Annotated in this window: 7 protein-coding genes; 3 read left to right on the forward strand and 4 right to left on the reverse strand. The window is 74.3% G+C overall.

The genetic code is table 11. From position 1 onward, the window contains the following. Positions 1–3 precede the first annotated feature (3 nt). The 3 genes from ACZ5GP_RS02030 to ACZ5GP_RS02040 all read right to left on the reverse strand — a co-directional run bounded on the left by ACZ5GP_RS02030 (position 4) and on the right by ACZ5GP_RS02040 (position 22,318). Positions 4–19,125: a non-ribosomal peptide synthetase gene (locus ACZ5GP_RS02030; protein WP_468748915.1), complete on the reverse strand. Its 19,122-nt coding sequence runs from the start codon at positions 19,123–19,125 to the stop codon at positions 4–6. A gap of 530 nt (positions 19,126–19,655) precedes the next feature. Beyond that, positions 19,656–21,008 (reverse strand): serine hydrolase domain-containing protein, encoded by a 1,353-nt coding sequence (locus ACZ5GP_RS02035; protein WP_468748916.1) that lies wholly within the window; start codon positions 21,006–21,008, stop codon positions 19,656–19,658. A 101-nt stretch (positions 21,009–21,109) separates the two neighbouring features. Next, complete coding sequence (locus tag ACZ5GP_RS02040; protein WP_468748917.1) at positions 21,110–22,318, reverse strand: cytochrome P450; 1,209 nt, start codon at positions 22,316–22,318, stop codon at positions 21,110–21,112. Between the two features lie 1,194 nt (positions 22,319–23,512). Here ACZ5GP_RS02040 and ACZ5GP_RS02045 point away from each other — a divergent pair. Next, a complete protein-coding gene (locus ACZ5GP_RS02045) occupies positions 23,513–23,917 on the forward strand; it encodes a hypothetical protein (protein WP_468748918.1) in 405 nt (134 codons plus the stop codon). 50 nt (positions 23,918–23,967) lie between these two features. On the opposite strand, the gene ACZ5GP_RS02050 is transcribed toward ACZ5GP_RS02045, so the two are convergent. Beyond that, positions 23,968–24,567 carry a TIGR03086 family metal-binding protein gene (locus ACZ5GP_RS02050; protein WP_468748919.1) on the reverse strand — a complete coding sequence of 200 codons (600 nt, stop codon included), beginning with the start codon at positions 24,565–24,567 and terminating at the stop codon, positions 23,968–23,970. Between the two features lie 176 nt (positions 24,568–24,743). On the opposite strand from ACZ5GP_RS02050, the gene ACZ5GP_RS02055 reads away from it, so the two are divergent. Together ACZ5GP_RS02055 and ACZ5GP_RS02060 are read left to right on the forward strand one after the other, a co-directional pair. Next, on the forward strand, positions 24,744–25,529 hold the full coding sequence (locus ACZ5GP_RS02055) for a ferritin-like domain-containing protein (protein ID WP_468748920.1): 786 nt from the start codon (positions 24,744–24,746) through the stop codon (positions 25,527–25,529). Beyond that, positions 25,526–26,350: a ferritin-like domain-containing protein gene (locus ACZ5GP_RS02060; protein ID WP_468748921.1), complete on the forward strand. Its 825-nt coding sequence runs from the start codon at positions 25,526–25,528 to the stop codon at positions 26,348–26,350. The genes ACZ5GP_RS02055 and ACZ5GP_RS02060 overlap by 4 nt, the downstream gene beginning before the upstream one ends. Positions 26,351–26,391: the final 41 nt, after the last annotated feature.

Below are 26,391 nucleotides of genomic sequence, written 5' to 3' on the forward strand. Positions count from 1 at the left end.
TCCTCACCGTTCGTGATCGTGGTCGGGGCCGCCGGACGCGGCGTCTTCGGAGTCGGGGCTGCCGGACGCGGCGTCTTCGTCGTACGCGCTCTGTTCGAGTTCGCTCAGCACCTGGTCCTCCACCAGCTCCGCCAGGGCGGCGACGGTGCGGCAGACCAGGACGTCGCGGGGCGTGAGCGTGACGGCGAAGGCGTCGTTGGCGCGGGAGGCGATGAGCAGGGCACGCAGCGAGTCCCCGCCGAGGGAGAAATAGTCGTCCTCGGCGCCCACGGCCGTCTGGAGGGTCTCCTCCCAGATGGCCGCCACCGCTTCTTCGGTGGGGGTGCGGGGTGCCACGTACTCGGGCCGTGCCCGCTCCTCGGCCGGTGCCGGGGCGGGCAGGGCGGCCCGGTCGGTCTTGCCGTTCTCGGTGAGCGGGAAGCGGTCGAGGACCACGAACGCGGTCGGCACCATGTACTCCGGCAGCGAGCGTGCGGCCAGCTCCCGCAGTTCCGCCGAGCTCGGCGGTTCGGCGTCGGGGGCCGTGAGCAGGTGGGCGACCAGGCGTGGCAGGCCCGGTTCGTCCTCGCGTACGGTCACCACGGCGTCCAGCACGGCCGGGTGAGCGACCAGTGTCGCCTCGACCTCGCCCGCCTCGATGCGGTGGCCGCGCAGTTTGAGCTGGTGGTCCGTGCGGCCCAGGTAGTGCAGTTCGCCGGCGCTGTCGCGGCGCACCAGGTCGCCGGTGCGGTACATGCGGGTGCCGGGCGGCCCGAACGGGTCGGCGGTGAAGCGGGCGGCGGTCAGACCGGGGCGGCCGAGGTAGCCGCGGGCCAGTGCCGGTCCGCTCAGCCACAGTTCGCCGGTGACGCCGGCGGGCACCGGCCGCAGCCGGGCGTCCAGGACGTAGGCGCCGGTGGCGGGCAGGGGGCGGCCGATGGGCGGTGCGCTGCCGTCCGCCGCCAGCGGCGCCGACCAGGTGGCGACGACGGTGGCCTCGGTGGGGCCGTAGGAGTTGACCATGCGGTGGTGCGGCGCCCAGCGGGCGACGAGGTCGGGTCCGCATGCGTCGGCGCCGACGATCAGGGTCGTGAGGTCCGGCAGCGTGCCGGGGGTGTCGGGCGGCAGCGTGGCGAGCGCGGCCGGCGGGAGCAGGGTGTGCGTGATGCGCCCGGCGCGCAGGACGTCGGCGAGTTCGGCGCCGAGCAGCGGTCCCGGCCGGGGCACGACGAGCCCGGCGCCGTGCGGCAGGGACGCGCACAGCTCCAGCACGCAGGCGTCGAAGCTCGGTGTGGCGAAGGCGAGGACCCGGTCCCCCGGGGCGACCTGGTAGTGGGCCGCCTCCGCGGCGCTGAACGCGGCGAGCCCGCGGTGGGTGACGACGACACCCTTGGGCGTGCCGGTGGAGCCGGAGGTGTAGATCACGTACGCCGGGTCGTCCAGGTCGAGCGGGCGGGTCCGGTCGGCGTCGGTGGGCCGGTGTCCGGCCATGCCGTCCGGGGTGGCGGCGAGCAGGTCGGCGACCTCCTGGGCGTCGAGGGTGAGGGTGGGGGCGGCGTCGCGCAGCATCAGCGCGATCCGCTCCTTCGGGTAGGCCGGGTCGACGGGCAGGAACGCGGCGCCCGCCTTCGTCACCGCCAGTTGGGCGAGGACCATGTCCGTCGAGCGGGGCAGCAGCAGTGCGACGAGGTCGCCGGGTCCGGCGCCCCGGGCGATGAGCCGGTGCGCCAGCCGGTTGGCGCGGGCCTCCGCCTCCGCGAAGCTCAGCGGCGCGCCGCCCGTGGCGCCCGGGCCGGAAGCGTCGAGCGTGTCGAGCGCGGTCGCGGTCGGCCATCGGTCGACGGCCGCCTCGACGAGGGCGGGCAGGGTGGCGGCGGGCACGGGGCCGGTCGCGGGCCGGGCCGGGCCGCGCAGCAGCAGTTCGCGCTGTGCGGGCGGCAGGACGTCGATGTCGTCCAGGCGGGCGGTGCCGTCCGAGGCGGCCAGGGCGTCCAGGGCGTGCAGCAGCTGCCCGGCCAGCGACGCGGCGCCGGCCTCCGCGAAGTACCGGGGGTCGTAGCCGAGTTCGACGGTGAGTTGCTCGCCGGGCGAGACGACCACGGTGAGCGGGTAGTTGGTGGCCTCCCGGGCGTCCAGGTCCCGCAGGGCGAGTCCCTGCGCGCCCGCGGTCGCGTCACCGACGGGGTAGTTCTCGAAGACCACCAGGCTGTCGAACAGGGCGGTGGCCGGCGGCAGTTCGCCCAGGGCGTGCAGGGCGGTGAGGGGCAGGTGGTCGTGGCGGCGGTCCTCGGCGCGGGCCTCCTGGAAGGCCCGCAGCCAGGTGCCGCAGCCGGCGTCGCCGTGGACCTCGGTGCGGGCGGGCAGGGTGGTGATGAACAGACCGGTGATGGTGTCGGCGCCGGGCAGGTCGGCGGGCCGTCCGGAGACGGTGGTGCCGAAGCAGACCTCCGCTTCCCCGCTCCAGCGCGCGAGCAGCAGCGCCCAGGCGCCCTGCACCACGGTGTTGAGGGTGAGGCGGTGCCGGCGGGCGAACTCCTGGAGCCGGCTGGTGCGTGCGGTGTCCAGCCGCTGGGACAGCCACGTCCCGGAGCGGGCGGTGGTGTTGGGGGCGGGGCGCCGGTCGTACGGCAGCGGGGTCGGGCCGCTCAGGCCGGCCAGGGCGGCGCGCCAGTGCTCCTGCGCCTGGCGGGTGTCCTGGACGACGAGCCAGCCGGCGTAGTCCGCGAACGGCCTGCGTTCGGGCAGGTGGGGCGGCTCGCCGCGGGTGAGGGCGGCGTGCGCGGCCGTGACGTCGGACAGGACGTGGAAGACGCTCCAGCCGTCCAGCAGGACGTGGTGGAAGGTCCACACGACGCGGACCGCGTCCGGGCCGACCCTGACCAGGGCGAGCCGCAGCAGCGGGGCGCGGTCCAGGGTGAGGCCCCGGGCCCGCTCGTCGGCGAGCAGCCGCTCCAGCTCCGCGTCGTGCCGGTCCTGCGGGAGCGCGCTCCAGTCGTGCTCGGTGATCGGCAGGGTCACGTTCCGGTGGACCACCTGGAGCGGCACGGGTACGCCGCGCAGCGCGACGGAGGTGCGCAGGACGGGGGTGCGGTCGACGACGTGCTGCCAGGCGGCGGCCAGGGTCCGCGGGTCGCGGGCGCCGTCCGCCACGAAGGTGATCTGCTCGACGTACAGGCCGTGTTCCGCCTCGTCCAGGCCGTGCATCACCATGCCGGTCTGGGTGGGGGTGAGCGGGTAGACGTCCGCCACGTCCGTTCCGTCGCCCACCAGCCGGTCGACGCCCGCCTGGTCCAGCGGGGCGAGCGGGAAGTCGGCGGGGGTGCGGCCGCCGGCGCCGGGCGCGGCGCAGTGCCGGACGATCGCGCGCAGCTCGTCGGCCATCTCGCCGGCCAGCCGCTCCACGGTCTCCCGGTCGTGCACCTCGCGGGAGTACGACCAGGTGAACTCCAGCCGCTCCGCGCCGACTTGGCCGAGGACGTCCAGGAGGTGCGGCCGCCGCGCCGAGCGGTCCATGTTGCCGGACAGTGCGCCGTGGGGCTTGTGCAGCAGGCCGCCCGGTGTGCCGGTGCGGTCCTGTCGGCCCAGGTAGTTGAAGCAGACCGGCGGCAGGGCGGGCAGCTCGCGGCCGGCCGTGGGGTGCAGGTGGCGCAGCGCGCCGTAGCCGAGCCCGCCGTGCGGCACGGCCCGTAGGTTCTCCTTGACGGCCTTCAGGACGGTGCCGGTGTCCGCGTCCCGGGGCACGTCCAGGGCAACGGGGTACATGGCCGTGAACCAGCCGACCGTCCGGGCGAGGTCGACGTCCGCGAACAACTCCTCGCGGCCGTGTCCCTCCAGGGTCACCGCCACCCGGTCCTGTCCGCTCCAGCGGGCCAGGACCCGGCCGAGCGCGCACAGCAGGACGTCGTTGACGCGGGTGCGGTACGCGTCCGGCACGTCCTGGAGCAGCCGTCGGGTCTCCTCGGCGTCGAGGCCGACCGTCACGCTCTCCTCGTCGGCGACGGTGTTGGCGCCGCCGGGGCGGTCGGCGGGCAGCGCGGTGGCGGCGTCCAGACCGCGCCAGTGGTCGAGTTCACCGCCGAAACCGCCCGTCTCGGTGTGCTCGGCGAGCCGCCGCGCCCAGGTCCGCAGCGACGTGCTCTTCGGGGCGAGGGCGGGCCGGGCACCGTCCCGCAGCGCCTCGTAGGCGGCTTCCAGGTCCTCCAGGATCAGGCGCCAGGAGACGGCGTCCACGACCAGGTGGTGGGCGGCGAGGAGCAGCACCGGCCGCCCGCCGTCGCCCGGCCGGCACAGCGCGGCCCGCAGCAGCGGTCCGCCGGCCAGGTCGAAGTCGGCGCCCAGGGCATCGGCCACCACTTCGGGGGCCGTCCGGTCGTGCACCTCCAGATGGACGTCACGGTGGTCGCCGGGCGGGGTGCCGTACTGCCGCCGGCTTCCGTCGTCGAGCGGTTCGTAGCGCATCCGCAGTGCGTCGTGGTGTTCCAGTACGGCGGACAGGGCGGCGCGCAGCAGTGCCTCGTCGGGGTCGGTGGCCAGCTCGTAGGAGACGGTCTGGCTGAAGTGGGCGGGCTCGCCCGTGAGGGTGTCCAGGAGCCAGTGCTGTACGGGGGTGAGCGGAACGTCGCCGGTCACCGGCCCCTGTTCGGCGGTGGCTGTGGCGGTGTCGGGCGCCCGCTCGGCCACGGCGGCGAGTTCGGCGAGCGTCTGGTGGGTGAACAGGTGCCGAGGGGTCAGGGCGAGTCCGGCCCGGCGGGCGGCGGAGACGATCTGGATGCCGAGCACCGAGTCGCCGCCGAGCGTGAAGTAGTTGTCGTCCGCGCCGACTTCGGGCACACCGAGCACCTCGCGCCAGACGGCCGCGAGGAGCTGCTCGGCCTCGGTACGCGGTGGCCGGCCTCCCGTGCCGACGGTCGGCGCCCCCCACTCGGGCACGGGCAGCGCCCGGCGGTCCAGCTTGCCGGTGGCACCGAGGGGCAGCCGCTCCAGCGGGACCACGAGGGCGGGCAGCAGGTGGTCGGGAAGACTCCGGGCGAGGAAGGCACGGAGCTCACCGGTGTCGGGCAGAGCGGCGGGGCCGTCCTTCGCGGGACCGCTGGGGGCGGACTGGCTCGCAGGGCCGTCCGCCACGCGCCCGGATATCGGCCGACTCGCCAAGCGGTCCTCCACGGGACCGGACTGGCCCGCCGAGTGCTCCTCCAGGCGCCCGGGTGTCGACTGGCCCACCGGGCCGTCCGCCACACGCCCGGACCTCGGCCCACTCGGCAAGCGATCCTCCACGGGACCGGACTGGCCCGCCGAGTGCTCCTCCAGGCGCCCGGGTGCCGACTGGCCCACCGGGCCGTCGGCCGGGCCGACTCCCCCGTCCCCGGCGGACTGAGGCAGGACCGTCGTGCCGCCGGGCACACCGGCATCCCCGGCCGAGGCAGGCAGCCCTGCCCCATGCGGCACCACGTACCCGATCAGGCGGCGGTGCCCGGCGTGTTCGACGACGCGGGCCGCTGCCGCCGCCACCGCCGGGTGGCGGGCCAGCGCCGCTTCGACCTCGCCGAGTTCGATGCGGAAGCCGCGCACCTTGACCTGGTCGTCGCCGCGCCCGAGATAGACGAGGTCGCCGTCGGCGGTCCAGCGGACCAGGTCACCGGTGCGGTACATGCGGCTGCCCGGCGGGCCGAACGGGTCGGGCAGGAAGCGGGCGGCGGTCAGGCCGGGGCGGCGCAGGTAGCCGCGGGCGACCCCGGTTCCGGCGAGGAACAGCTCGCCGGGCACGCCCACGGGCACCGGCCGCATCCGCTCGTCGAGGACGTGGGCGCGGGCGCCGCCGAGCGGCCTGCCGATCGGCGGGTCGCGGTCGGGGTCGGCGGGGTCGCAGGTGAAGGCGGTGGCGTAGACGGTGGCCTCGGTGGGGCCGTAGATGTTGTGCACCTGGCCGCCGGCCACGGCCTCGCGGACCCGGCCGACGGTCCGGGCGGGCAGCCCCTCCCCCGCGAGGACGACGGTGTCCGCGGTGACGTGGACGGCGTCCTCGGCGAGCAGCCGGTCGAGGGCCGAGGGCACCGCGCTGAGCAGTCCGGCCCGCCAGGGCCCCGGGCGTTCGGCGAGGGCGAGCAGGTCGCGGACGATCTCCACGCAGCCGCCGGACAGGAGCGGCGAGAAGATCTCGAACACCGATACGTCGAAGTTGAGCGAGGTGGACGCCACCACGTGCTCCAGGCCGTGCCCGGCGAACTCCGCCGCCGCCCAGTCGGTCAGGGCGCGCACGGAGGCGTGGCTGACGACCACTCCCTTGGGACGGCCGGTCGAGCCGGAGGTGTGGATGACGTAGGCCGGGTGCGCGGGCAGGAGGGGGGCGTGGCGTTCGGCGTCGCCGACGGGGGTGTCGGGCAGGTCGGTGCCGGGCTCCTCGTCCAGGAGGATCCTGGTGTACGGCCCCTCGGGCAGCCGGCCGGCGGTCTCGGCGGCCGTGATCACGGCGTCCGGCCGTACGTCCTCGAAGAGGAACGCGACGCGCTCGGCGGGGTACTGCGGATCGACCGGCAGATACCCGGCGCCGCTCTTCAGCACCGCGAGGAGCGCCACGATCAGGTCGGCGGTGCGGGGCAGGCAGAGCGCGACGAAGCCCTCGGGTCCGGCACCGGCGGCGATGAGCAGCCGGGCCAGCCGGTTGGAGCGGGCGTCGAGTTCGCGGTAGCCGAGGCAGGTGTCGCCATGACGGACGGCCGGGGCGTCGGGGGTGCGCTCGGCCTGGCGCCGGAACGCCTCGGGCAGGGTGTCGTACGGTGCCTCGGCCACCCGTCCGCCGAACCGGGCCACCAGGTCGCGTGCCTCGGCGGGGTCGAGCAGGGCCAGGTCGCCCAGGCGGCGCTCGGGTGTCTCGGCCATGCCGGTCAGCAGGGCGCGCAGGCTCTCGCCGAGCGCGTGCACCGTGCCGGCGTCGAAGGCGGCCGGGTCGTAGTCCAGGTTCACGGCCAGGCTGTCGCCGGGCGCGACGACCACGCTGAGCGGGTAGTTCGTCGGTTCCAGGTCCCGTTCCTGCTCCATGGCCAGGCCGTGCCGGGCCATGGCGCCTTCGTCGAAGGGGTAGTTCTCGAAGACCACGAGGGAGTCGAACAGGCTGGTGCCGCCGGGTACGTCGCTCCACGACTGCACCTGCGCCAACGGCACGAAGTCGTGGCGCCGGGCCTCCGCCTGGGCGGCCTGCAGTTCGCGCAGCCAGTCGAGCAGCGCGCGCCGCCCGTCGACGCGTGCCCGGACGGGCAGGGTGTTGATGAACAGCCCGACCATCGAGGTGACGCCGGGCATGTCGGCGGGCCGGCCGGAGACGGTGGTGCCGAACACCACGTCCTCGCCGCCGCCGTAGCGGGACAGCAGCAGCGCCCACGCGCCCTGGACGACGGTGTTGAGGGTCAGTCCGGCCTGCTGGGCGGTCTCCCGCAGCCGGGCCGAGACGTCCGCGTCGAGGGCCATCCGCACGGACGCGCAGGAGGAGGCGCGGTGGGCCTCGGCGGGGCGCCGGTCGCGGGGCAGTTCGGTGGGTGCCTGGAAGCCCGCGAGGGTGGTGCGCCAGTAGTGCTCGGCGCGGTCGGTGTCCTGCTCGGCCAGCCAGCGCAGGTAGTCGCCGAAGGGCCGCCGCTCGGGCAGCCGTAGCTGGTGCCCGGCGGTCAGAGAGGCATACCGCTCGCACACCTCTTCGAAGACCTGGGCGGCGCTCCAGCCGTCGAGCAGGACGTGGTGGAAGGTCCACACCAGCCGCACCCGGTCGGCGGTGAGGCGGATCAGGGTCAGCCGCATCAGGGGCGCTACGCCCAGCTCGACGCCGGCCTCCCGGTCCTCGGCGAGCAGGCGGTCCAGCTCGCGTGCGCCGTGCTCGGCGGGCAGGCCGGACCAGTCGTGGTGGGTGACGGGCACGGTGGCCCGGTGCCGGACGACCTGGAGGGGTTCGGCGGTCTCCTGCCAGACCAGGTGGGTGCGCAGCACCGGGTTGGCGTCGGCGGTGTGCTGCCACGCGGTGGCGAGCGCGTGCGGGTCGGTGACGCCGGACAGGACGAACTGCACCTGGTTGACGTACGTGCGGCTGTCGGCGTCGAGCAGGCTGTGGAAGAGCATGCCGGCCTGCATGGGCGTCAGCGGGTAGATGTCGGCGACGTCCCGGCCGTCCCCGGCGATCCGGTCCACGGCGGCCTGGTCGAGCCGGGCCAGCGGGAAGTCGGAGGGGGTGCGGCCGCCCGCGTCCGGCAGGGCGCAGTGCGCGACGATGTCGCCGAGCGCCCGCAGCATCGCGTCGGCCAGCGCGGTAACGGTCTCCTCGTGGTGCCGTCCGGCGCTGTAGTACCAGGTGATCTCCAGCTGGTCGTCCTCGACCCGGGCCACGACATCGATGAGGTGCGGGCGTTCGGTCTCCGGCGCCTCGGCTCCGCCCAGGCCGCCGGGCACCGCCGCGACCAGCGTGCCGGCGTCGGCGGACCAGTCGAAGCGGCCCAGGTAGTTGAAGCTGATGCCGGGTTCGGGCGTCCGGGCGAGCCGCTCCTCGCGGGTGAGGTGGCGCAGCACGCCGTAGCCGAGTCCGCGGTCGGGTACGGCGCGCAGCTGCTCCTTCACCGATTTCAGCGCAGTGCCCCAGGAGCCGGCCGGGACGGACAGGGCGAGGGGGTGGAGCGAGGTGAACCAGCCGACCGTGCGGGACAGGTCGATGTCCTCGAACAGCTGGTCCTCGCGGCCGTGTCCCTCCAGGCCGACGGCGACGGTGTCGCGTCCGGTCCAGTCGCCGAGGACGCGGCCCAGCGCCGTGAGCAGCACGTCGTCGACGCGGGTGCGGTAGACGCCGGGGACGCGGCGCAGGAGGCCGTCGGTGTGCGCGCGGTCGAGGCGGACGGTGACCTCGCGGACGTCGGCCGTGGTGTTGCCGCCGTCGCGGTCCACGGGCAGCGGGTCGGCGCAGGCCCGGGCGGTGCGCTCCCAGTGGCCGAGCCGCGTGGCGAAGCGGTCGTCGGCGCGCAGTCGGGCGGCCCATTCCCGTACGGAGGTGGTGCGGGCGGGCAGCCGTACGGGTTCGCCGGCGGCGGCCTGCCGGTAGGCGGTCTCCAGGTCCTCCAGGAGGATCCGCCAGGAGACGCCGTCGACCACCAGGTGGTGGGCGACGAGCAGCAGCCGGGCGGACCGGGTGCCGTCGGTGAACAGCCGGGCGGTGAACAGCGGGCCGTGGTCCAGGCTCAGTCCGGTGTGCGCCGCCGCGGTGGCGCGTTCCTCGTCCGCCGGGTCGTGGACCTGGAGCAGGTCGGGCACCGGGCCGTCGGCGGCGATGTCCTGCCGCCAGGCGCCCTCGTCGTCGCGGAGGAACCGGGCGCGCAGCGCGTCGTGGTGCGTCCACAGCGCGGTGAGGGCGGTGCGCAGGGCGTCCTGGTCGACGGTGCCGGCCGGCTCGATGACGACGGACTGGTTGAAGAAGGCGGGGTGCGCCGGCCGCGGGTCGAGGAACCAGTGCTGGATCGGCAGGAGGTCCACCGCTCCGGTGACGGGCTCGGTGCCGGCGACGGCGGACGCGGCGCCACCGGTGGCGGCGGCCAGTTCGCCGATGGTGGGGTGGCGGAAGAGGTCGCGGGGGGTGAGCGCGAGTCCCGCGGCGCGGGCCCGGGAGACCACCTGGATGCTGAGGATGGAGTCGCCGCCCAGCATGAAGAAGTTGTCGTCCACGCCGACCCGTGCCACGCCGAGCAGCTCGGCCCAGATCCCGGCGAGGACGCGTTCGGCCTCGGTACGCGGGGCGCGGTGGGCCTGCTCGCTTCCCGCCGCCCAGTCGGGTGCGGGCAGCCGCCGCCGGTCGACCTTGCCGTTGGCCGTCAGGGGCAGCTCGGGCACGGTGACGAACGCGGCGGGCAGCATGTAGTCGGGCAGCCCGGCCGCCAGGTGCGCGCGGAGCGCGGCGGCGGAGGGCGGTTCGGCGGCGGGGGACGGCACGAGGTGGGCGGCGAGGCGCTTGCGTCCGCCGTCCTGGTACAGGGAGACGACGGCCTCGGCGACGGCCGGGTGGGCGGTCAGCCGGGCCTCGATCTCGGCGGGTTCGACGCGGAAGCCGCGGATCTTGATCTGGTCGTCCGCGCGGCCGACGAAGTGCAGTTCGCCGTCGGCGCTCCAGCGCACGATGTCGCCGGTGCGGTACATGCGGGTGCCGGGCGGCCCGTAGGGGTCGGCGAGGTAGCGGGCGGCGGTCGCGCCGGGCCGCCCCGCGTAGCCCCGGGCCAGGCCCGCGCCGGCGATGTACAGCTCGCCGGGGATGCCCGGCGGCTGCGGGTCGAGGGCGCTGTCCAGGACGTAGACGCGGGTGTTGTCGAGCGGGCGTCCGATGGGCAGCACCGCGGGCAGCGCGTCGCCGGCGTGGAAGACGCGGCGGGTGGCGAAGGTGGTGGTCTCGGTGGGGCCGTAGCCGTCGACGACGGTCAGGCCGGGGCAGGCGTCCAGGACCCGGCGCACCACCGCGCCCGGCACGGCCTCGCCGCCCGTCCACACCTCGCGGGCGCCGTGCAGGCAGCCCGGGTCCTCCTGGGCGAGCAGGCGGAACAGGCCGGCGGTCAGCCACAGGCAGCTCACGCGCTGCTCGGTGACGGCGTGGCGGACCTGGGCGGCGTCCAGGTCGGCGGGCGGGGCGAGGACGGCCGTGCCACCGCGCAGCAGCGGCACCCACACCTCGTAGGTGGCGGCGTCGAAGGCGTGCGGCGAGTGGACGAGGACCCGGTCGTGCCCGGCGAAGGCGCGGTCGAGGGCGAGGGCGGCGACGTCCCGCTGGCGTACGGCGACGCCCTTGGGGATGCCGGTGGAGCCCGAGGTGAACATCAGGTACTGGACGTTGTCGGGGTGCACGGCGTGTTCGGGCGCGAGGCCGGTGGGGTCGGCGGGACCGGTGGGTCCAGAGGTGTCGTCGGCTCGCAGGACGGCGTCGTCCGGCAGCACCTCGCGGGCCGTCGCCTCCCAGGCGGCGTCGGTGAGCAGCAGGCCGGCCCCGGCCTCGGCCAGGGTCCGGCGCAGCCGCTCGGCCGGTGCCCGGCCGTCCAGCGGCACGTACACGCCGCCGGTGCGCACGAGTGCCAGCTGGGTGATGATCAGGTCGGCGGATCGGTCCATGAGGACGCCGACCGGGTGTTCCGGGCGTACCCCTGCCGCGGCCAGCCGTGCCGCCGACCGGGCGGCGCGGGCGTCGAGTTCACGGTAGGTGAGGTGCTCGTCCCCGGCTTCCAGGGCGACGGCGTCGGGGGTGCGGCGCACCTGGGCGGCGAAGAGGTCGGCGACGGTGCTGTCGGGCAGGTCGGTGGCGGTGTCGTTCCAGGTGTGCAGGACCTGTTCGCGGCGGTCCGCGCCGAGCAGCGGAAGCCGGGCGGGCGGGAGCGGTGAGCCGGTGGTCATGCCGGTGAGCAGCACGGTGAGGTACTCGGCCATGCGCCCGGCCGTGCCGGCGTCGAACAGCTCGGGGTCGTAGCCGAGGCGCAGGCCCAGCTCCTCGCCCGGGTAAGCGGTCAGGCTGAGCGGGTAGTTGGTGGTCTCGACGCCTTCCAGTCCGCTCAGCCGCAGCCCGTGGGCGGCGGCGAGGTCGTCGTCCACCGGATAGTTCTCGAAGACGACGATGCTGTCGAAGAGACCGACGCGCTCGGGGAGTTCGGTGAACGTCTTCATCCGGGTGAGCGGCAGGTGCTCGAAGCGCCGGTCCTCGCTCTGGTCGTGCTGGAGCGCGCGCAGCCAGTCGAGCAGGGTGCCGTGGCCGGGGACGGTGACGCGGGTGGGCAGGGTGGTGATGAACAGGCCGGTCATGGCCTCGGCGCCGGGCAGTTCGGCCGGCCTGCCGGACACGGTGGTGCCGAACACCACGTCGTCGCGGCCCGCCTGGCGGGCGAGGAGCAGCGCCCAGGCACCCTGTACCACGGTGTTGAGGGTGAGGCCGGAGGTGCGGGCCACCTCTTCCAGCGTCCGGGTGGTGGCGGCGGGCAGTGTGCCGTGGACCGCGTGCGTGGACTCGGCGCGGTGGGCCTCTTGCGGCTCGCGGTCGTAGGGCAGCGGTGTGGCCTCGGTCAGGCCGGACAGGCGGCGCCGCCAGTGCCGTTCGGCCGCTTCCGGGTCGCGCCGCCGCAGCCAGGACACGTACTCCCGGTAGGGCGGGCGATGCGGGAGGGCGGCGGCGGGCCCGGCGTGGTGAGTGAAGACGTCGGAGAGGACCTGGAACATGCTCCAGCCGTCGAGCAGCAGGTGGTGGAAGGACCACACCACGCGCACGGCGGTCTCGGAGACGCGGGCGAGCAGGAGGCGCTGGAGCGGGGCCCGCCCGAGGTCGATGCCGTCGGCGCGGTCCCTGACCAGCAGGTCGTCCAGGCGGGCGCGGTGCTCGTCCGCCGTCAGGTCGCGCCAGTCGACGTGGGTGACGGGCACGGCCGCGTGGCGCTCCACCACCAGCAGCGGTTCGGGGACGTCCTGCCAGAGCACCCGGCCACGCAGCACGTCGGTGCGGTCGGTGACGTGCTGCCAGGCCGCGGCGAGGGCCGCCGGGTCGGGGACGCCGTCCAGTACGAACGTCAGCTGCTGGACGTAGACACCGCGGTCGTCCTGGGACAGGCCGTGGAAGAGCATGCCCGCCTGGGTGGGCGTGAGCGGCAGGACGTCGGCCACGGCGGCCGGGTCCGCGCCGGTGATCCGGTCCACGGCGGCCTGGTCGAGCCGGGCCAGCGGGAAGTCGGACGGGGTGCGGCCCGCGGCGCCCGGCAGGGCGGCGTGCCGGGCCAGGTCGGTGAGCGCGTCACCGAAGCGCCCGGCGAGGTCGGCGACCGCGCTCTCGCGGCCCGGGAGGTCGGCGTAGAACCAGGTGAACTCCAGTGTGTCGCCCACGAGTTGACCGACGACCTCGACGGCGTGCGGGCGCTCGGCCGCCGGGTGGGCGTCCAGTTCCAGCGGGCGTACGGTGCCCCGGTAGAGGCTGTCGGGGTCCTCCGGTGTGTCCATGCGGCCCAGGTAGTTGAAGCTGAGCCACGCGTCGGTGCGCGGCGGCGCCCCGGGGCCGGCCTGCCGGAGCAGTACGTCGTGGCCGAGGCCGTTGCGGGGTACGGCGCGCAGCTGCTCCTTGACCTGTTTGAGCACGGTGTCCCCATCGGCGTCCTCGGGGACGGCGAGTGCGACGGGGTGCCGGGTGGTGAACCAGCCGACCGTGCGGCCGATGTCCAGCTCGTCGAAGAGTTCCTCGCGGCCGTGCCCCTCGACGTCGACCACGACGCGCCCCTGGCCGCTCCAGCCGCACAGGGCCCGGCCGAGCGCGCCCAGCAGGACGTCGTTGGCCCGGGTGCGGTAGGTGTCGGGCAGGGTGCGCAGCAGGGCCGAGGTCGCCTCGGCGTCCAGGCGCACGGTGAGCGACCTCTGTTCGGCGTAGGTGCCGGGGCCGCCCGTGAGTTCGGCGGGCAGGGCGGGCCCGGTGGCGGGGACCGCCTCGGCCCAGTACGCGCGCTCGTCGTCGAAACCGCCGGCCGCGGCGTGGGCGTTCAGTCTGCGGGCCCACTGGCGCAGCGGCGAGGACTTCGTGGGCAGGGCCGCGGCGCCGTCCCGGCCCGCGCGGCGGGCCCGGTAGGCGCGGTCCAGGTCTTCGAGGAGCAGCCGCCAGGAGACTCCGTCGACCACCAGGTGGTGCACGGCGAGGTGCAGGACGCGGGGCGCGCCGGCGCCGGTGTCGTGCAGGACGGCGCGCAGCAGCGGCGGCCGGGCGAGGTCGAACGGGCCGAGGTGCGGGGTGTCCGTCTCCGGACCGGTGTGGCGGGCCAGGAGGAGGCGGGGTGCCCGCTCCTCGATGTGCCAGCCGGCCGGCTCGCCGGGAGTGAAGCGGGAGCGCAGGGCGTCGTGGTGGGCGACCAGGTCGTTCAGGGCGTCCTCCAGCGCCGCCGCGTCCAGGTCGGCGGGCATCCGCAGGGACAGCGCCTGGGAGAAGTGCCCGGCGCGTTCGCCGACGGCCTCGAACAGCCACTGCTGGATGGGGGTCAGGGGGGCCGTGCCGGTGGGCGCCTGCGGTACGGGCGCGGCCTCGCGCGGGCCGGCCGCCGCGTCCGCGCAGTGCGCGAGGGCGGCCACGGTCTGGCGCTGGTAGAGGTCCCGGGAGGTGAGCGGCAGGCCCTCCTGCCGGGCGCGGGCCACCACCTGGATGCTGAGGATGGAGTCGCCGCCGAGTTCGAAGAAGTTGTCGTCGACGCCGACGCGTTCCTCCCGCAGCACCTCCGCCCAGATCCGGGCGAGGGTGTGCTCGGTGGGCGTGCGGGGCGCGACGTGGCGCACCGCGCGCACGGCGGGGCCGGGGTCGGGGAGCCGGCCGCGGTCGAGTTTGCCGTTGGGGTTGAGCGGCAGGGCGTCCAGGACGAGGACGGTCGAGGGGACCATGTAGTCGGGCAGCGTGCGGCCGAGGTCCCGGCGTACCGCCTCGGGTTCGGTGCGCTGTCCGGCGGCCGGTACGACGTATCCGACCAGGCGCCGGTTGCCGTCGGCGTCGGTGGCGGCGACGGTGGCCGCCTCGGCCACGCCGGCGCAGCCGCGCAGCGCTTCCTCCACCTCGCCCAGTTCGATGCGGAAGCCGCGCACCTTGACCTGCTGGTCCGTGCGGCCCAGGTATTCGAGTCCGCCGTCGGGGCGTCGGCGCACCAGGTCGCCGGTGCGGTACATGCGCTCTCCCGGCGCGCCGAACGGGTCGGCGACGAACCGGGCGGCGGTCAGTCCGGGCCGGTTCAGGTAGCCGCGGGCCAGGCCGCCGCCCCCCAGGTACAGCTCGCCGGGGACGCCGATGGGCTGCGGCCGCAGGGCGGTGTCCAGTACGTAGGCGCGGGTCAGCGCCACCGGGTGGCCGATGGGCGGGGCCTGTTCGGGCAGCCGGTCACCGGCGAACCAGGCGGTGGCGTACACGGTGGCCTCGGTGGGGCCGTAGACGTTGGCGATCCGGCAGCCGGGCATGGCGGCCCGCAGGTCCTGCGTGGTCTGCGCGGGCAGCGCCTCGCCGGCGAGGACGACGGTGTCGGCCGTCAGGGGTGCCGTGCCGCCCGCGACGAGCCGGGAGACGACGGACGGCACGCCGCTGAGCAGCGTGGCGCGCCGGGGTCCGGTGCCGTCGGCGAGGGCGGTCAGGTCGGCGACCACCTCGACGGTGCCGCCGGCCGTCAGGGGGCAGATCAGTTCGAACACCGAGACGTCGAAGTTGAGGGAGGTGGAGGCGATCACATGGGCCAGGCCCTCGGGCCCGAACCGCTCCCCCGCCCACGCGGCCAGCGCGGCGGCACCGCGGTGTGCGACCACGACGCCCTTGGGGCGGCCGGTGGACCCCGAGGTGTAGATGACGTACGCGGGATGGTCCGGCAGCAGCGGCCGGAGCCGGTCGGCGTCGGTCAGCGCGGTGTCGGGCGCGTCCGGCGCGGCGCAGTCCTCCAGGAGCAGCGGCACGCACTCCGGGGGCAGCGCGGAGGCGGTCTCGCGGGTGGCGAGGACGAGGGCGGGCCGGGCGTCCTCCAGCATGAAGCGGACCCGCTCGGCGGGGTAGGCCGGGTCGACCGGGAGGTAGCCGGCGCCCGAGGCGAGCACCGCCCACAAGACGGGCACGAGGTCGGCGGAGCGCGGCAGGCACAGGGCGACCAGGGTCTCGGACCCCGCGCCACGCGCGACGAGCAGCCGGGCCAGCCGGGACGCGCGCCGGGCGACTTCGGCATAGTCCAGCCGGACCTCGCCGTGGACGACGGCGGTACGGTCCGGGGTCCTCGCCGCTTGGGCGTACAGCAGTGCGGGCAGCGTGCCGCAGCCGTTGTCCCGCACCGCGTGGGCGGGCGGGTTCCAGTCGTCCACCAGCGTACGCAGCTCATCGGCCGCGAGCATGGGCAGTTCGGCCAGCGTGCGGCCCGGGCCCTTTGCCATGCCCTCGAGGAGCCGATGCAGGTGGCTGGTCATCCGGGTCACGGTCGCCGCGTCGAACAGGTCCTTGTTGAACTCCACGGTCAGCACGCAGTCGCCGTCCGCGTCGGCGTCCGGCGTGAACTCCAGGACCAGGTCGAAGCGGGCGGCGGGGCGGGGCAGCGGGTGCTCGGTGACGCGCAGACCGCCGGCGAGCGGCAGCGCGGGAGAGGCGCTCTGCTGCACGACGAGCACCTGCACCAGCGGGGTGCGGCTCGGGTCGCGGCGCGGGGCCAGCTCCTCCACCACCCGGTCGAACGGGGCCCCGTCGTGGGCGAAGGCGTCCAGCACCGTCGTGCGCATCGTCTCCACGAACCGGTCCACGGTGGCTTGCTCGTCCACCTCGCCGCGGAGCACCACGGTGTTGGCGAAGAAGCCCGGCACATCCTCCAGGTCCCGGCGGCCGCGCCCGTTGGTGACGGTGCCGAACGCGATGTCCCGCTGTCCCGAGTAGCGGGAGAACAGCAGCGCGGCGGCGCCCGCGAACAGGGTGAACGCCGTGGTGCCGCGGCCCGCGGCCAGTTGGCGCAGCCGGGACGTCAACTCCGCGGGCAGCACGTGCCGGTGGGTGGCGCCGACGGTGGTGCGCACGGCGGGACGCGGCCGGTCCGTGGGCAGTTCCAGGTGCTGGAGGCCCGCCAGATGCCGCTTCCAGTAGGCCAGGTCGGCGGTGTCCGCGTCACCGGCCCGCTGCCGGCGCTCCCAGAGCGCGAAGTCCGGGTACTGGAGGGCGGGTCGCGTCAGTCCGTCCGGCTCGCCGGTGGCCTCCGCCCGGTAGAGGGCGGCGAGTTCGCGGGTGAGGATGTTGATCGACCAGCCGTCGGTGACGATGTGGTGCTGGGCCAGGAGCAGCAGGTGCTCCTCGGGGGCGAGCCGGACGAGCAGCGCCCGGGTGAGGGGCCCGACCGCCAGGTCGAACGGGCGGCACAGTTCCTCGGTGAGCAGTTCCTCGGCGGCCCCGGCGCGGCGCGCGTCGGGTACGCCCGTGAGATCGGTCGTCCGCAGGGGTACGTCCGGCTCGGGTGCGACACGTTGGACGCCCTGGCCGTCGACCGTGGGGAACGTGGTGCGCAGGGAGTCGTGCCGGGCCGCGAGCCGGAGCAGGGAACGGTGCAGCGCCTCCGGGTCCAGGGGGCCGCGCAGCCGGAGCGAGACACCGGTGTTGTACTCGGTGCCGCCCTCGGTGAGGTCGTCCATGTACCACAGGCGCCGCTGCGCGCTGGACAGCGGCAGTACGCCCTCGCGGGGGGCCGGCGGTATCTGCTCCGGTGGCGCGGCGGCCGAGGGGGCGGCGAGCAGGGGCGCGAGCGCGGTGATCGTCCGCGCGGTGAACACGTCCCGCACGGTCAGCCGGACGCCCAGGTCGTCCCGGACGCGGGCGAGGACACGGGCGGCGAGGATCGACTCACCGCCCAGGTCGAAGAAGTCGTCGGTGACCCCTACTTCGTCGACGCCGAGAACGTCCGCCCAGATCCCGGCCAGGGCCCGCTCCTCGTCCGACCGCGGCGGCACATGCCCGGCCGCCACCGAGCGCTCCGGCGCGGGCAGGGCCCGCCGGTCGATCTTGTGCTGCGGGGTGAGCGGCATCCGGTCGAGCACCACGATGGCGGACGGCACCATGTGCCCGGGCAGCACGGCCCCGAGGGCGGCGCGCAGCGCGGCCGGCTGGGGGGCGGCAGCGGGGAGGGCGCCGGAAACGGCCGGGGTGGCCGAGGTCACGCTGAGGTCCGCGGGGTCGGCGGAGCCGCTGGAGGCGCCGGGGACGCCGGGTGCAGGCTGGTCGGCGGAGCCACTGGAGCCGCCGGGTGAAGGCTGGTCGGCCGCGGTGACGTAGGCGACGAGGCGTCGGTGGCCCGGCACGTCCTCGCGTACCACGACCACGGCCTCGCCGATCGCGCCGCCGCCCGCCCGGCGCAACGCCGCCTCGATCTCGCCCGGTTCGATCCGGAAGCCGCGGATCTTCACCTGCCGGTCCAGGCGGCCCAGGAACTCCAGCTCGCCCTCCGCGGTCCACCGCACCCGGTCACCGGTGCGGTACAGACGCGCTCCCGGCGCGCCGAAGGGATCGGCGACGAACCGCGCCGCCGTCAGCCCGGGGCGGCCCAGATAGCCGCGGGCCACCGCGTCACCGCCGACGAACAACTCGCCGTCGGCGCCGGGCGGTACGGGCCGCATCGCGGGGTCCAGGACGTGCACCCGGGTGTGCGGCAGAGCGCCGCCGATCGTCGGCGTACCGCTGCCCGCGGTGAGCGGCCCGGTCCACGTGGCGACGATGGTGGTCTCGGTCGGACCGTAGGAGTTGATCATCCGGCGGCCGGGTGCCCAGCGATCGACGAGCCCGGCCGGGCAGGCCTCCGCGCCCACGATCAGCGTGCGCAAGTGGCGGGCGGTGCCGCGCGCGGGGTCGGGCAGAGAGGCCAGCGCGGCGGGCGGGATGAGGGCGTGGGTGATGCGGTGCTCGTCCAGGACCGCGGCGAGTTCGTCGCCGAGCCAGGGCCCGTGCGGCGGTACGACCAGCGTGGCACCGGACAGGACGGAGATGAACAGCTCCAGGACGGAGGCGTCGAAGCTGGGCGACGAGAACTGGAGCACTCTGTCGCCGGGGCCCACCGCGTACCGCTCGGCGGCGGCCGCGGTGAAGCCGCCGATGCCGCGGTGCGTCACCGTCACGCCTTTGGGGGTGCCGGTGGAACCGGAGGTGTAGATGACGTAGGCCGCGTGATCGGCGTCCACGCCGGCACCGGCCTCGGCGTCGGCCGAGTGCCCCGCGGCGTCTTCGGCTTCGATCAGTTCGCCCACCCCGCGCGGATCGTCCAGGGTGATCGCGGGCGCGGCGTCGGCGAGCATCAGGGCTCGGCGCTCGGCCGGATAGGCGGGGTCCACGGGCAGGAAGGCGGCGCCCGCCCGAGCGACGGCCAGTTCCGCCGCGATCAGCTCCATGGAGCGTGGCAGGACCAGGGCCACCACCCGGTCAGGGCCCGCTCCCCGGCCCACCAGGTGCGCGGCCAACCGGTCGGTGCGCTCCGCCAGTTCACGGTAGGTCCAGGTCCGCCGCCCGTCGGTGAGGGCCGGCGCGTCCGGGGTCCGGATCACCCAGGCGGTGAACAGCTCGCCGAGCGTCGGATACGCCCGAGCCGCCTCGGTCCCCGGTGCGGCGGTGAGGCCGCCCTGCGGCAGGGAGGACGCCGGTGCGGGCTTGTCGTGCAGGTCCGTCATGGGTGAAGTCCTTCTGGGGAGCAGGGCGATGCGGCGCGGGCCACGTGGACGACCCGGCTCCGCCCGGTGGGCGGAGCACCGGACCGGACGTGACACACCGGGGTGTGTGCGGCGGTGCGACGGAACGGGGTGGGGACCTGGTGCGGGTGCGGTGCGGACGGGTTACGGCGGGGTGGTGCGGCAGCCGACGGGCCTGGGCCGGTGACGGAGCCCTGGCCTGGCCCCGGCGAACGGCTCACCGGTCCTGGTGGGGGCCGAGTCGTCCGGCGACGGCGCCCGAGCGCTCCGGGCCTGTCGGTGCCCCGGCCCGGTGGCCGAACCGCCGAGCTCGGTGAGGCGTGGCCCCGACGGGCGACTCATCGGTCCCAGGGGTGGTGTCCGTGGTCCAGCGACGGCGACCCGCCGATCCGGACCGGCCACGTCGAACCGTTTCCGGAGCCGGTGCCGCGCGGCAGGGCGGTTCCGCGCACCGGCCTCCAAGCGGCGGATGCCGGCCCGCCGACCGGCCCCCGAGGGAACCGGGAGCGGCCTCAGCCGTCGGCGACGCGGCGCGCGGTGCGCCCGGATATCTGTATCCGGTCGATCGTGCCGGTGGCCGGATCCCGGTGGAACCGGCCACCGGGCTCGATGCGGCCGGTGGCCGGATCGCGCAGATCGCAGGACAGGTCGGCGTAGCAGACCAGCGGAAGGCGCAGGTCCCCGTCTATGGACAGGGCCGGCGCACCGTCCGGCCCGGGCGCGACGCGGTAGGTCGTGGCGCCGTTGCGGTAGGTCCCCGCGCAGTCGGGCAGGCCGACGGGAAGGCCCCGGTCCGCGGTGAGCGTCTCGGTGGGCACCCGGATGCCGGTGAGTGCGGCCAGGTCGTCGGCGAGGTCGTGCCAGAGAGCGGTGGCGCCCCCGGCGTTGCCGGTGAAGGCCACGACGACGCCGCTCTCCGGTTCGGCCCGCAGGTGGCAGGACGTGCCCTGGGCGTTGCCGTCGTGGCCGCACCACATGCGGCCGTCCCGCTGGTACAGGGCGAGTCCGGCACTCCAGCCGTCGGCGAGCGTGCCCGGGTCGGCGGCGGTCTCGGCCCGGCGCATCTCCTTGGCGACGGCGGGCGGCAGCAGATCCGAGCGTCCGGTCAGCGCGTTGCCGAACACGGCCAGGTCCAGGGCGCTCGCGAGCAGCGCGCCGGCCGGCGCCTCCAGCGAGGCCAGGTTCTGCCGGGCGGCGACGGCCTGCCCGGTGGCGGTGTTGACGGCGTGTCCCGCGGCGAGCGGGCGCTGGGGCGCGGTGTCGGAGACGAACGCGGGCAGGACACCGAGGGGTTCGAGGAGCAGCGCCCGTACGGCCTCGGGCCACGGCATGCCGGTGACTCTCTCCACCAGCCGTCCGGCGGCGACGTAGCCGGCGTTGGAGTAGGAGAAGTCGGTTCCGGGTGTGAACAGCAGATCGCCGGCGGTGCAGACGGCCGCCAGGTAGCGCGCGGGGGTGGTCGCGGCGGCGGTGTCCGAGTCGGGGCCGGTGGGCAGTCCCCCGGTGTGGCTGAGGAGTTGACGAGTCGTCACCTCGGGTATGCCGGCCAGTTCGGGCAGGTGCTCGGCGGCCGGCTCGTCGAGGTCGAGGTCGCCGTCGTCGGCCAGGAGCATGACGAGCGCGGCGGTGAACGGCTTGGTCAGCGAGCCCAGCGGAACCGCGGTGTCCGCGGTGAAGGGACTGCCGGTGGTGACGTCGGCGGTGCCGGTGTGCACGGCGACGACGTCGCTGCCGGTGTCCAGGACCAGTTGGGCGCCGGGCACCCGGTGGGCGCGGGCCAGGTCATCGAGACGTTCCTGGAGCTCACGGCTCAAGGGGGACGGTGCCCGGAGGGCGACCGGAGCGGTGGGGATGGTGTACGGCATGAGAAGAGGACTCCCGTTGGGTGGGTCTCATGTGCGGGTGTGCCGATCCGGCCCGGGAACGAGCGGTGCGGGCCGGCCGGGGGCGCTGCGTACGCCGGCGACTACGGTCTGTCGACCTCTACGGGCAGATGTCGTACGCCGATGATGACGGCCGGGTTCTGGTAGACGATGTCCTCGTAGGAGGGGATCACCAGTTTGCGGAATCGTTCATGCAACATGTGAAGAGCGATCCGCGCTTCCAGCCGGGCCAGTGGCGCGCCGAAACAGAAGTGGATGCCGTGCCCGAAGGTCAAGTGGGGGTTGGGGCTTCGGGTCGCGTCGAAGACGTCGGGGACACTGAAGCGGGCGGGGTCCCGGTTGGCGACGCCGAGGTGGGCCATCAGCATGGTGTCGGCCGGGATCTCGTGGCCGCCGAGGACCACGGGCCGGGTGACCCTGCGGCCCAGTTCGGGGAAGGGCGGCAGCCAGCGCAGGACCTCCTCGACGGCGGCCGGGACGCGCGTGGGGTCGGCGCGCAGCGCTGCATCCGTGTCGGGGTCGCCGTCGAAGGTGACGATCGCGTTGCCCAGCAGCGCCGTCGTGGTGATGTGCCCGGCCACCAGGAGCAGGGCCACGAAGCCGACCATCTCCTGGTCGCCGAGGCGGACTCCGTCCACCTCGGCGGCTATGAGTCTGCTGGTGAGGTCGTCGCCGGGGTCGGCGCGGCGGGCGCGGATGTGCTCCAGCATGTAGCCGTTCATCTCGCGCACGGTGGGGGCGATGGCCTCCAGCGCCCGCTCCAGGTCGGCCATGTCGGGTGCCTCGCCGAGCTGGTCACCGCCGAACAGGACACTCGCCCACTCCTGGAACAGCCGGTGCTCTTCCGCGGGGATGCCGAGGAGTTCGGCGATCACGATGATCGGCAACGGGTAGGCCAGCGCGTCGACCAGGTCGAACCGGTCCCGGTCGGCCACGGCGTCGAGGAGGCGGGCGCAGACGGCCTCGATGCGGGGTTCGAGTCCTTGGACGACGCGCGGGGTGAACGCCTGGCTCACCAAGGTGCGGAGCTTGCGGTGCTCCGGCGGGTCCATGCCGACGAAGTTGCCCTGGGTGAAGGTCTCGAAGTCGGACTGGGTGGGTGCGAGGGCGGAGAGCTCCGAGGAGTATGTCGCCGGGTCGGCGAGGACGGCGGAGACACTCTCGTGGTCGAGCACCTGCCAGACGCGCTGGGTCTCGTCGTAGCGCACCGGCCCGGTCGCGCGTAAGCCCCGCCAGCGGTCGGGTAACTCCTCCAAGAGGGGTCGCTCGCCGGTCGGTTGCTTGCTGATCACCTTGTCTCCCTTGCTAGCGGCTGGCGCGTGCGGGCACGGTGGAGTCACGCGCACAGGGCTGTGGTGGACCGGGCCGGCCAGGATGGGGCGGCCCCGGGCACGACTGTGTCCATGCCGCCCGGCCCGGGACCTGAATCCGGGCAGAGGACGACACGTGCCCCGCGGGGCTCTCGTACGGCGGGACAGTCGATCGGTGTCAGCCACGACACCGAGGGCGACACCGGGGTGGATTCCCGGACCTCAACACATGCGATACGGGATGTCGTGGCGGCAGCGCCGGTCACGGCCTCGCAGTCGGCCCAGTCGTGCGGCGCGCCAACCCGACATAACCCCATCCCCCTCGGCGATACCTCCCGCGCACCGGATACGCGGGACCCTCCCTGCTCCTGGACGGCCAGTGGACCCCCAGGCCCGGCCGTGCGAAACGGATGTGAGAGTACGCAATCGCAGCGCGTGTCGTGCCACGATTGGCATGATGCGCCCCTCGGAACACCTTCGTTTCGATGGAACTCGGCCACAGTCTTCACGGCGAGTCACCTGCAAGCAACCCCCTGAGGTTGAGCGGAGAGTGCTCTGCCGGTGCTTTTGCGTCACCGCTCAGCCATTTCGGCCGGTCGACCGGACAACAAGGACCGACCGTCGAAAGCCGCATCGCCGCGGGTGCCCCGGCAGCTCAGCGGCAAACCGGACTGTGCGGAGAAGAACGCGGCCAGGGTGCGGACGGGTGCGTCGAACACCGCCGGGCATGACCGGATGGATGCCCTGTCGCACCGTCGGCAAATCGGCCGAGATCCCCCCTGATCTGGGGTGATGATTGAGCCAGCGGACGCATCGGGCTCCGCCGACGGGACGATGACTCAACACGCGGTGGACGTACGCGATCCGCCACCGACACGCCCCACTCGACCCCGCACCACCATCGCCTCGCTCCCTCATTCCGCGGTCGGCCGGACCTCCATCCCCCTCGCACCGCACAGATTCGGCCAATTGGCATGTGTCCGAACAACCTGCCACCGGTGTACCGAACGAACATTTGAGAGTCGCTCACCTTCTTCATATGCGGCTCCCGACGAAGAGGCACCGCTCCCTCCCGTCCCGCCCCGCCTTAAGCCGTCCCTTAAAGGGTGGGCCGCAGGTACCCACTCGGCCAAGGTGGTGAAGCCGTAACCGGCTCGCCCCCACCTGGGGACCCCCATGAGGACTCATCTGGCCGCCGCCCTCGGAGCCGCCGTGCTGACGGCCGGCACCTTGCTGGGCGCGCCCGCGGCCGGCGCGCGGACCGCCGCCTCCTACCCGACCGTCCCCTTTGACCTCACCCTCTGCACCGGCTCGCTCCGCGGCACCCTGACCTGGTACAACCGCTCGGTCGGGGCCGATGGAACACTGCGGGCCGGCGGCTGCGACAGGGTGAGGTTCGACGCGTACGGCGCCGCCGGCGAGGAGCTCGGCACCTCGACCACCGGCGCCAAGTGCAACGGGACGTATCCGTTCAGGACCACCTTGCCTGCGGAGGCGCCCGGCGGGGTCGCGTACGTCAGGATCTGCCTGGAGGACGTGAGCACGGGTTCAAGCGCGTGCGGGCGGTACAACCGGCCCTGACCCTACGGCCGACCGGAGAACACCTGCACCTGCCCCCGCGTGCAGCCGGTCTACGGCGTGCGTCCCATCGCGTGAAGAAGCCGGCTCTGCTCGGAGACGGCCGACGTGGGCGCCTTCGTGGGCGCCCCGTAGTAGCGGCCGCTGTCCGTGATCGGGCTTTCGCTCAGGCCGTGATAGATCCACCGGAAGTTGTCGAGTATCCAGCGCACCGTGCGCGCGTCCAGGCGTTCGTCGAGCCGCACCGCGCGGGCGAGATCCCACGTATGGGTGATCGCGTCCACAACGTACAGGCCAAGCAGCTGTCGGCCGGGAACAGGGCCGAACGGGTAGTCGACGATGCGGTCGAGCGCGCCGACGGCACGGAACGCCGCACGGCACTCGGCGACCGCGTCGCGACAGTCGGCCACCAGGTCCCCCGTGAGCGTCTCCTGGCCCAGGTTCGCCATGAACTCCGCACTGCTGCCGCCCCGCAGGAGCGAGGTGTAGATGCGGCTTCCCTGGATCATGTGATCGACCAGTTGACGTACGTTCCAGTCGGTGCACGGCGTGGCCTTCTCCCAGCCCGTGTCCGGGACCGACCGGAGCCGATCACTGAAGCCTCCTGCCGCGGTGTCGAAGTAGCCGAGCAACGTGTCGTCCGTGTCCTTCATGGTGTCGAGTCTGGCCAAGGGGTGCCGCTGCTCCCGGCGGAAATCGGACCTCCAGACACTCCGTTCGGGTGCCCGGGCGAGCCATTGGGTGGTATCCGGCGGGCGTCGTTCCGCTCCGTCCTCAAGTCTGGGGGCGATGCCTGCGCCGTCCGGCGTGGCCGAGGAGATGGGACGCGATGGCTACAGACCACATCGACACCGGACTGCTGAAAGAACTGACCGAGCAGTCGCAGGACCTGAACAGCGACGCGTTGCGGGTGACGCACGCCTCCCTGTCCGACTTCGAGGAGGCCGCGGAGCCCGCGGACCGGCGCTGGTGGCAGCGTCGCGCCACCGCCCTGGGGGCAGCGGGAGCAGTGACATGGCTGGGGGCCGGCCGCGCGGCGGCCGCTTCCCGTAACGACATCATGGCGCTGCAGACCGCCGCGTCGCTGGAGAACTTGGCGGTGAGCGTCTACGAGACCGCCGCCGGGCTGCCCTTCATCAAGGACGGCAACAAGACGGTGCGGGCGTTCATCAAGAAGACGACCGCGCAGCACACCGCGCACGGCAAGGCGTTCAACGCCGCCGCGCGCAAGGCGGGCGGCAAGGCGCAGAACGGCCCGGACCCCAAGTACGCCGCCATCGTCAAGAAGCGGCTGCCGTCGATCAAGACCTCAGCGGACGTGGTCAAACTGGCCATCACGCTGGAGGACGTGGCCGCGCAGACCTACACCAAGAACATCGGCCAGGTCGAGGACAAGAACCTGCGGCAGCTGTTCGCCTCCGTGGCCCCCGTGGAGGCACAGCACCGGGCGACACTGCTGGCCGTGCAGGCGCTGCTGGCCGGGGACCTGCCCGACCTCATCGCGATCCCCACCGATGTCGCCAAGCTTCCCGCCGCCGCGGGCAAGGTCGGTTTCCCCGACGCCTTCTACCCCACCAAGGACGCCTCGCCGGTCAGTGAAGGGGCAGTGAAATGACCACGAGTAAGCGCGGCTCCTGGGAGCTGCCGATCAGCGAGCGTGAACTGGCCCGTCTCACCAAGGAGATGGACCAGGTCCACCAGGAGACCCTGCCCGTCATGGCCGCGTCCGCCCGCGACCTCACGCAGGAGATCCACGACCTGCGCGCCACGGAACCCGACACCGGCCCGCGGCAGCGCGTGCACGTCGCGCGCCGCCGGTTCCTGATCGGTGCCGGCGCGTCCGCCGCCGCGCTGGCCCTGGCCGCGTGCGGCGGCGACTCCGAGGGAAGCGCGGGCACCCCGTCGAAGTCGCCGTCGGGCAGCGGCGGCACTTATACCGGAGACCTGAAGGTGGTCGCCCTGGCGGCCGCTCTGGAGAACCAGGCCGTCGGCGCCTACCAGGCCGCTCTCAAGGCGGCCAAGGACGGCAAACTGGGCAAGGTGCCCCCGGTGTTCGCGACGTTCGCGCAGACCGCGATGGACCAGCACAAGGATCACGCCGACGCGTGGAACGCGATCCTGGCCTCCGCGGGCAAACCGAAGATCTCCGGGACCCCGCTGTCCGACCATGACGACGTCACCAAGGCGCTCGGCAAGGTCAAGGACGTCCCCGGAGTGGCCAAACTCGCCCTCCAGCTGGAGGACCAGGCCACCCAGACGTACGTGTTCGCGGCGTCCAACGTCAAGAGCAAGGGCGGGATCGAGACGGCCGCGACCATCGCCCCGGTCGAGGCCATGCACTCGGCGATCCTGCACTACGTGCTCGGCCAGTACCCGGTGCCCGACGACTTCATCGGCACCGACAAGGCCGCCAGTCCCAGCCTGCTGACCGTCTGATCCGTCCCCGGGGCCAGGGGCGGTGACGCCCGCGCCTGGCC

The sequence above is a fragment of the Streptomyces sp. NPDC031466 genome (genome assembly GCF_055581265.1).

What these genes read in the sequence shown, in the direction of transcription:
- ACZ5GP_RS02030 (WP_468748915.1), bottom strand. Translation starts at nt 19,125, where the DNA reads ATGACGGACCTGCACGACAAGCCCGCACCGGCGTCCTCCCTGCCGCAG.
- ACZ5GP_RS02035 (WP_468748916.1), bottom strand. Translation starts at nt 21,008, where the DNA reads ATGCCGTACACCATCCCCACCGCTCCGGTCGCCCTCCGGGCACCGTCC.
- ACZ5GP_RS02045 (WP_468748918.1), top strand. Translation starts at nt 23,513, where the DNA reads ATGAGGACTCATCTGGCCGCCGCCCTCGGAGCCGCCGTGCTGACGGCC.
- ACZ5GP_RS02050 (WP_468748919.1), bottom strand. Translation starts at nt 24,567, where the DNA reads ATGAAGGACACGGACGACACGTTGCTCGGCTACTTCGACACCGCGGCA.
- ACZ5GP_RS02055 (WP_468748920.1), top strand. Translation starts at nt 24,744, where the DNA reads ATGGCTACAGACCACATCGACACCGGACTGCTGAAAGAACTGACCGAG.
- ACZ5GP_RS02060 (WP_468748921.1), top strand. Translation starts at nt 25,526, where the DNA reads ATGACCACGAGTAAGCGCGGCTCCTGGGAGCTGCCGATCAGCGAGCGT.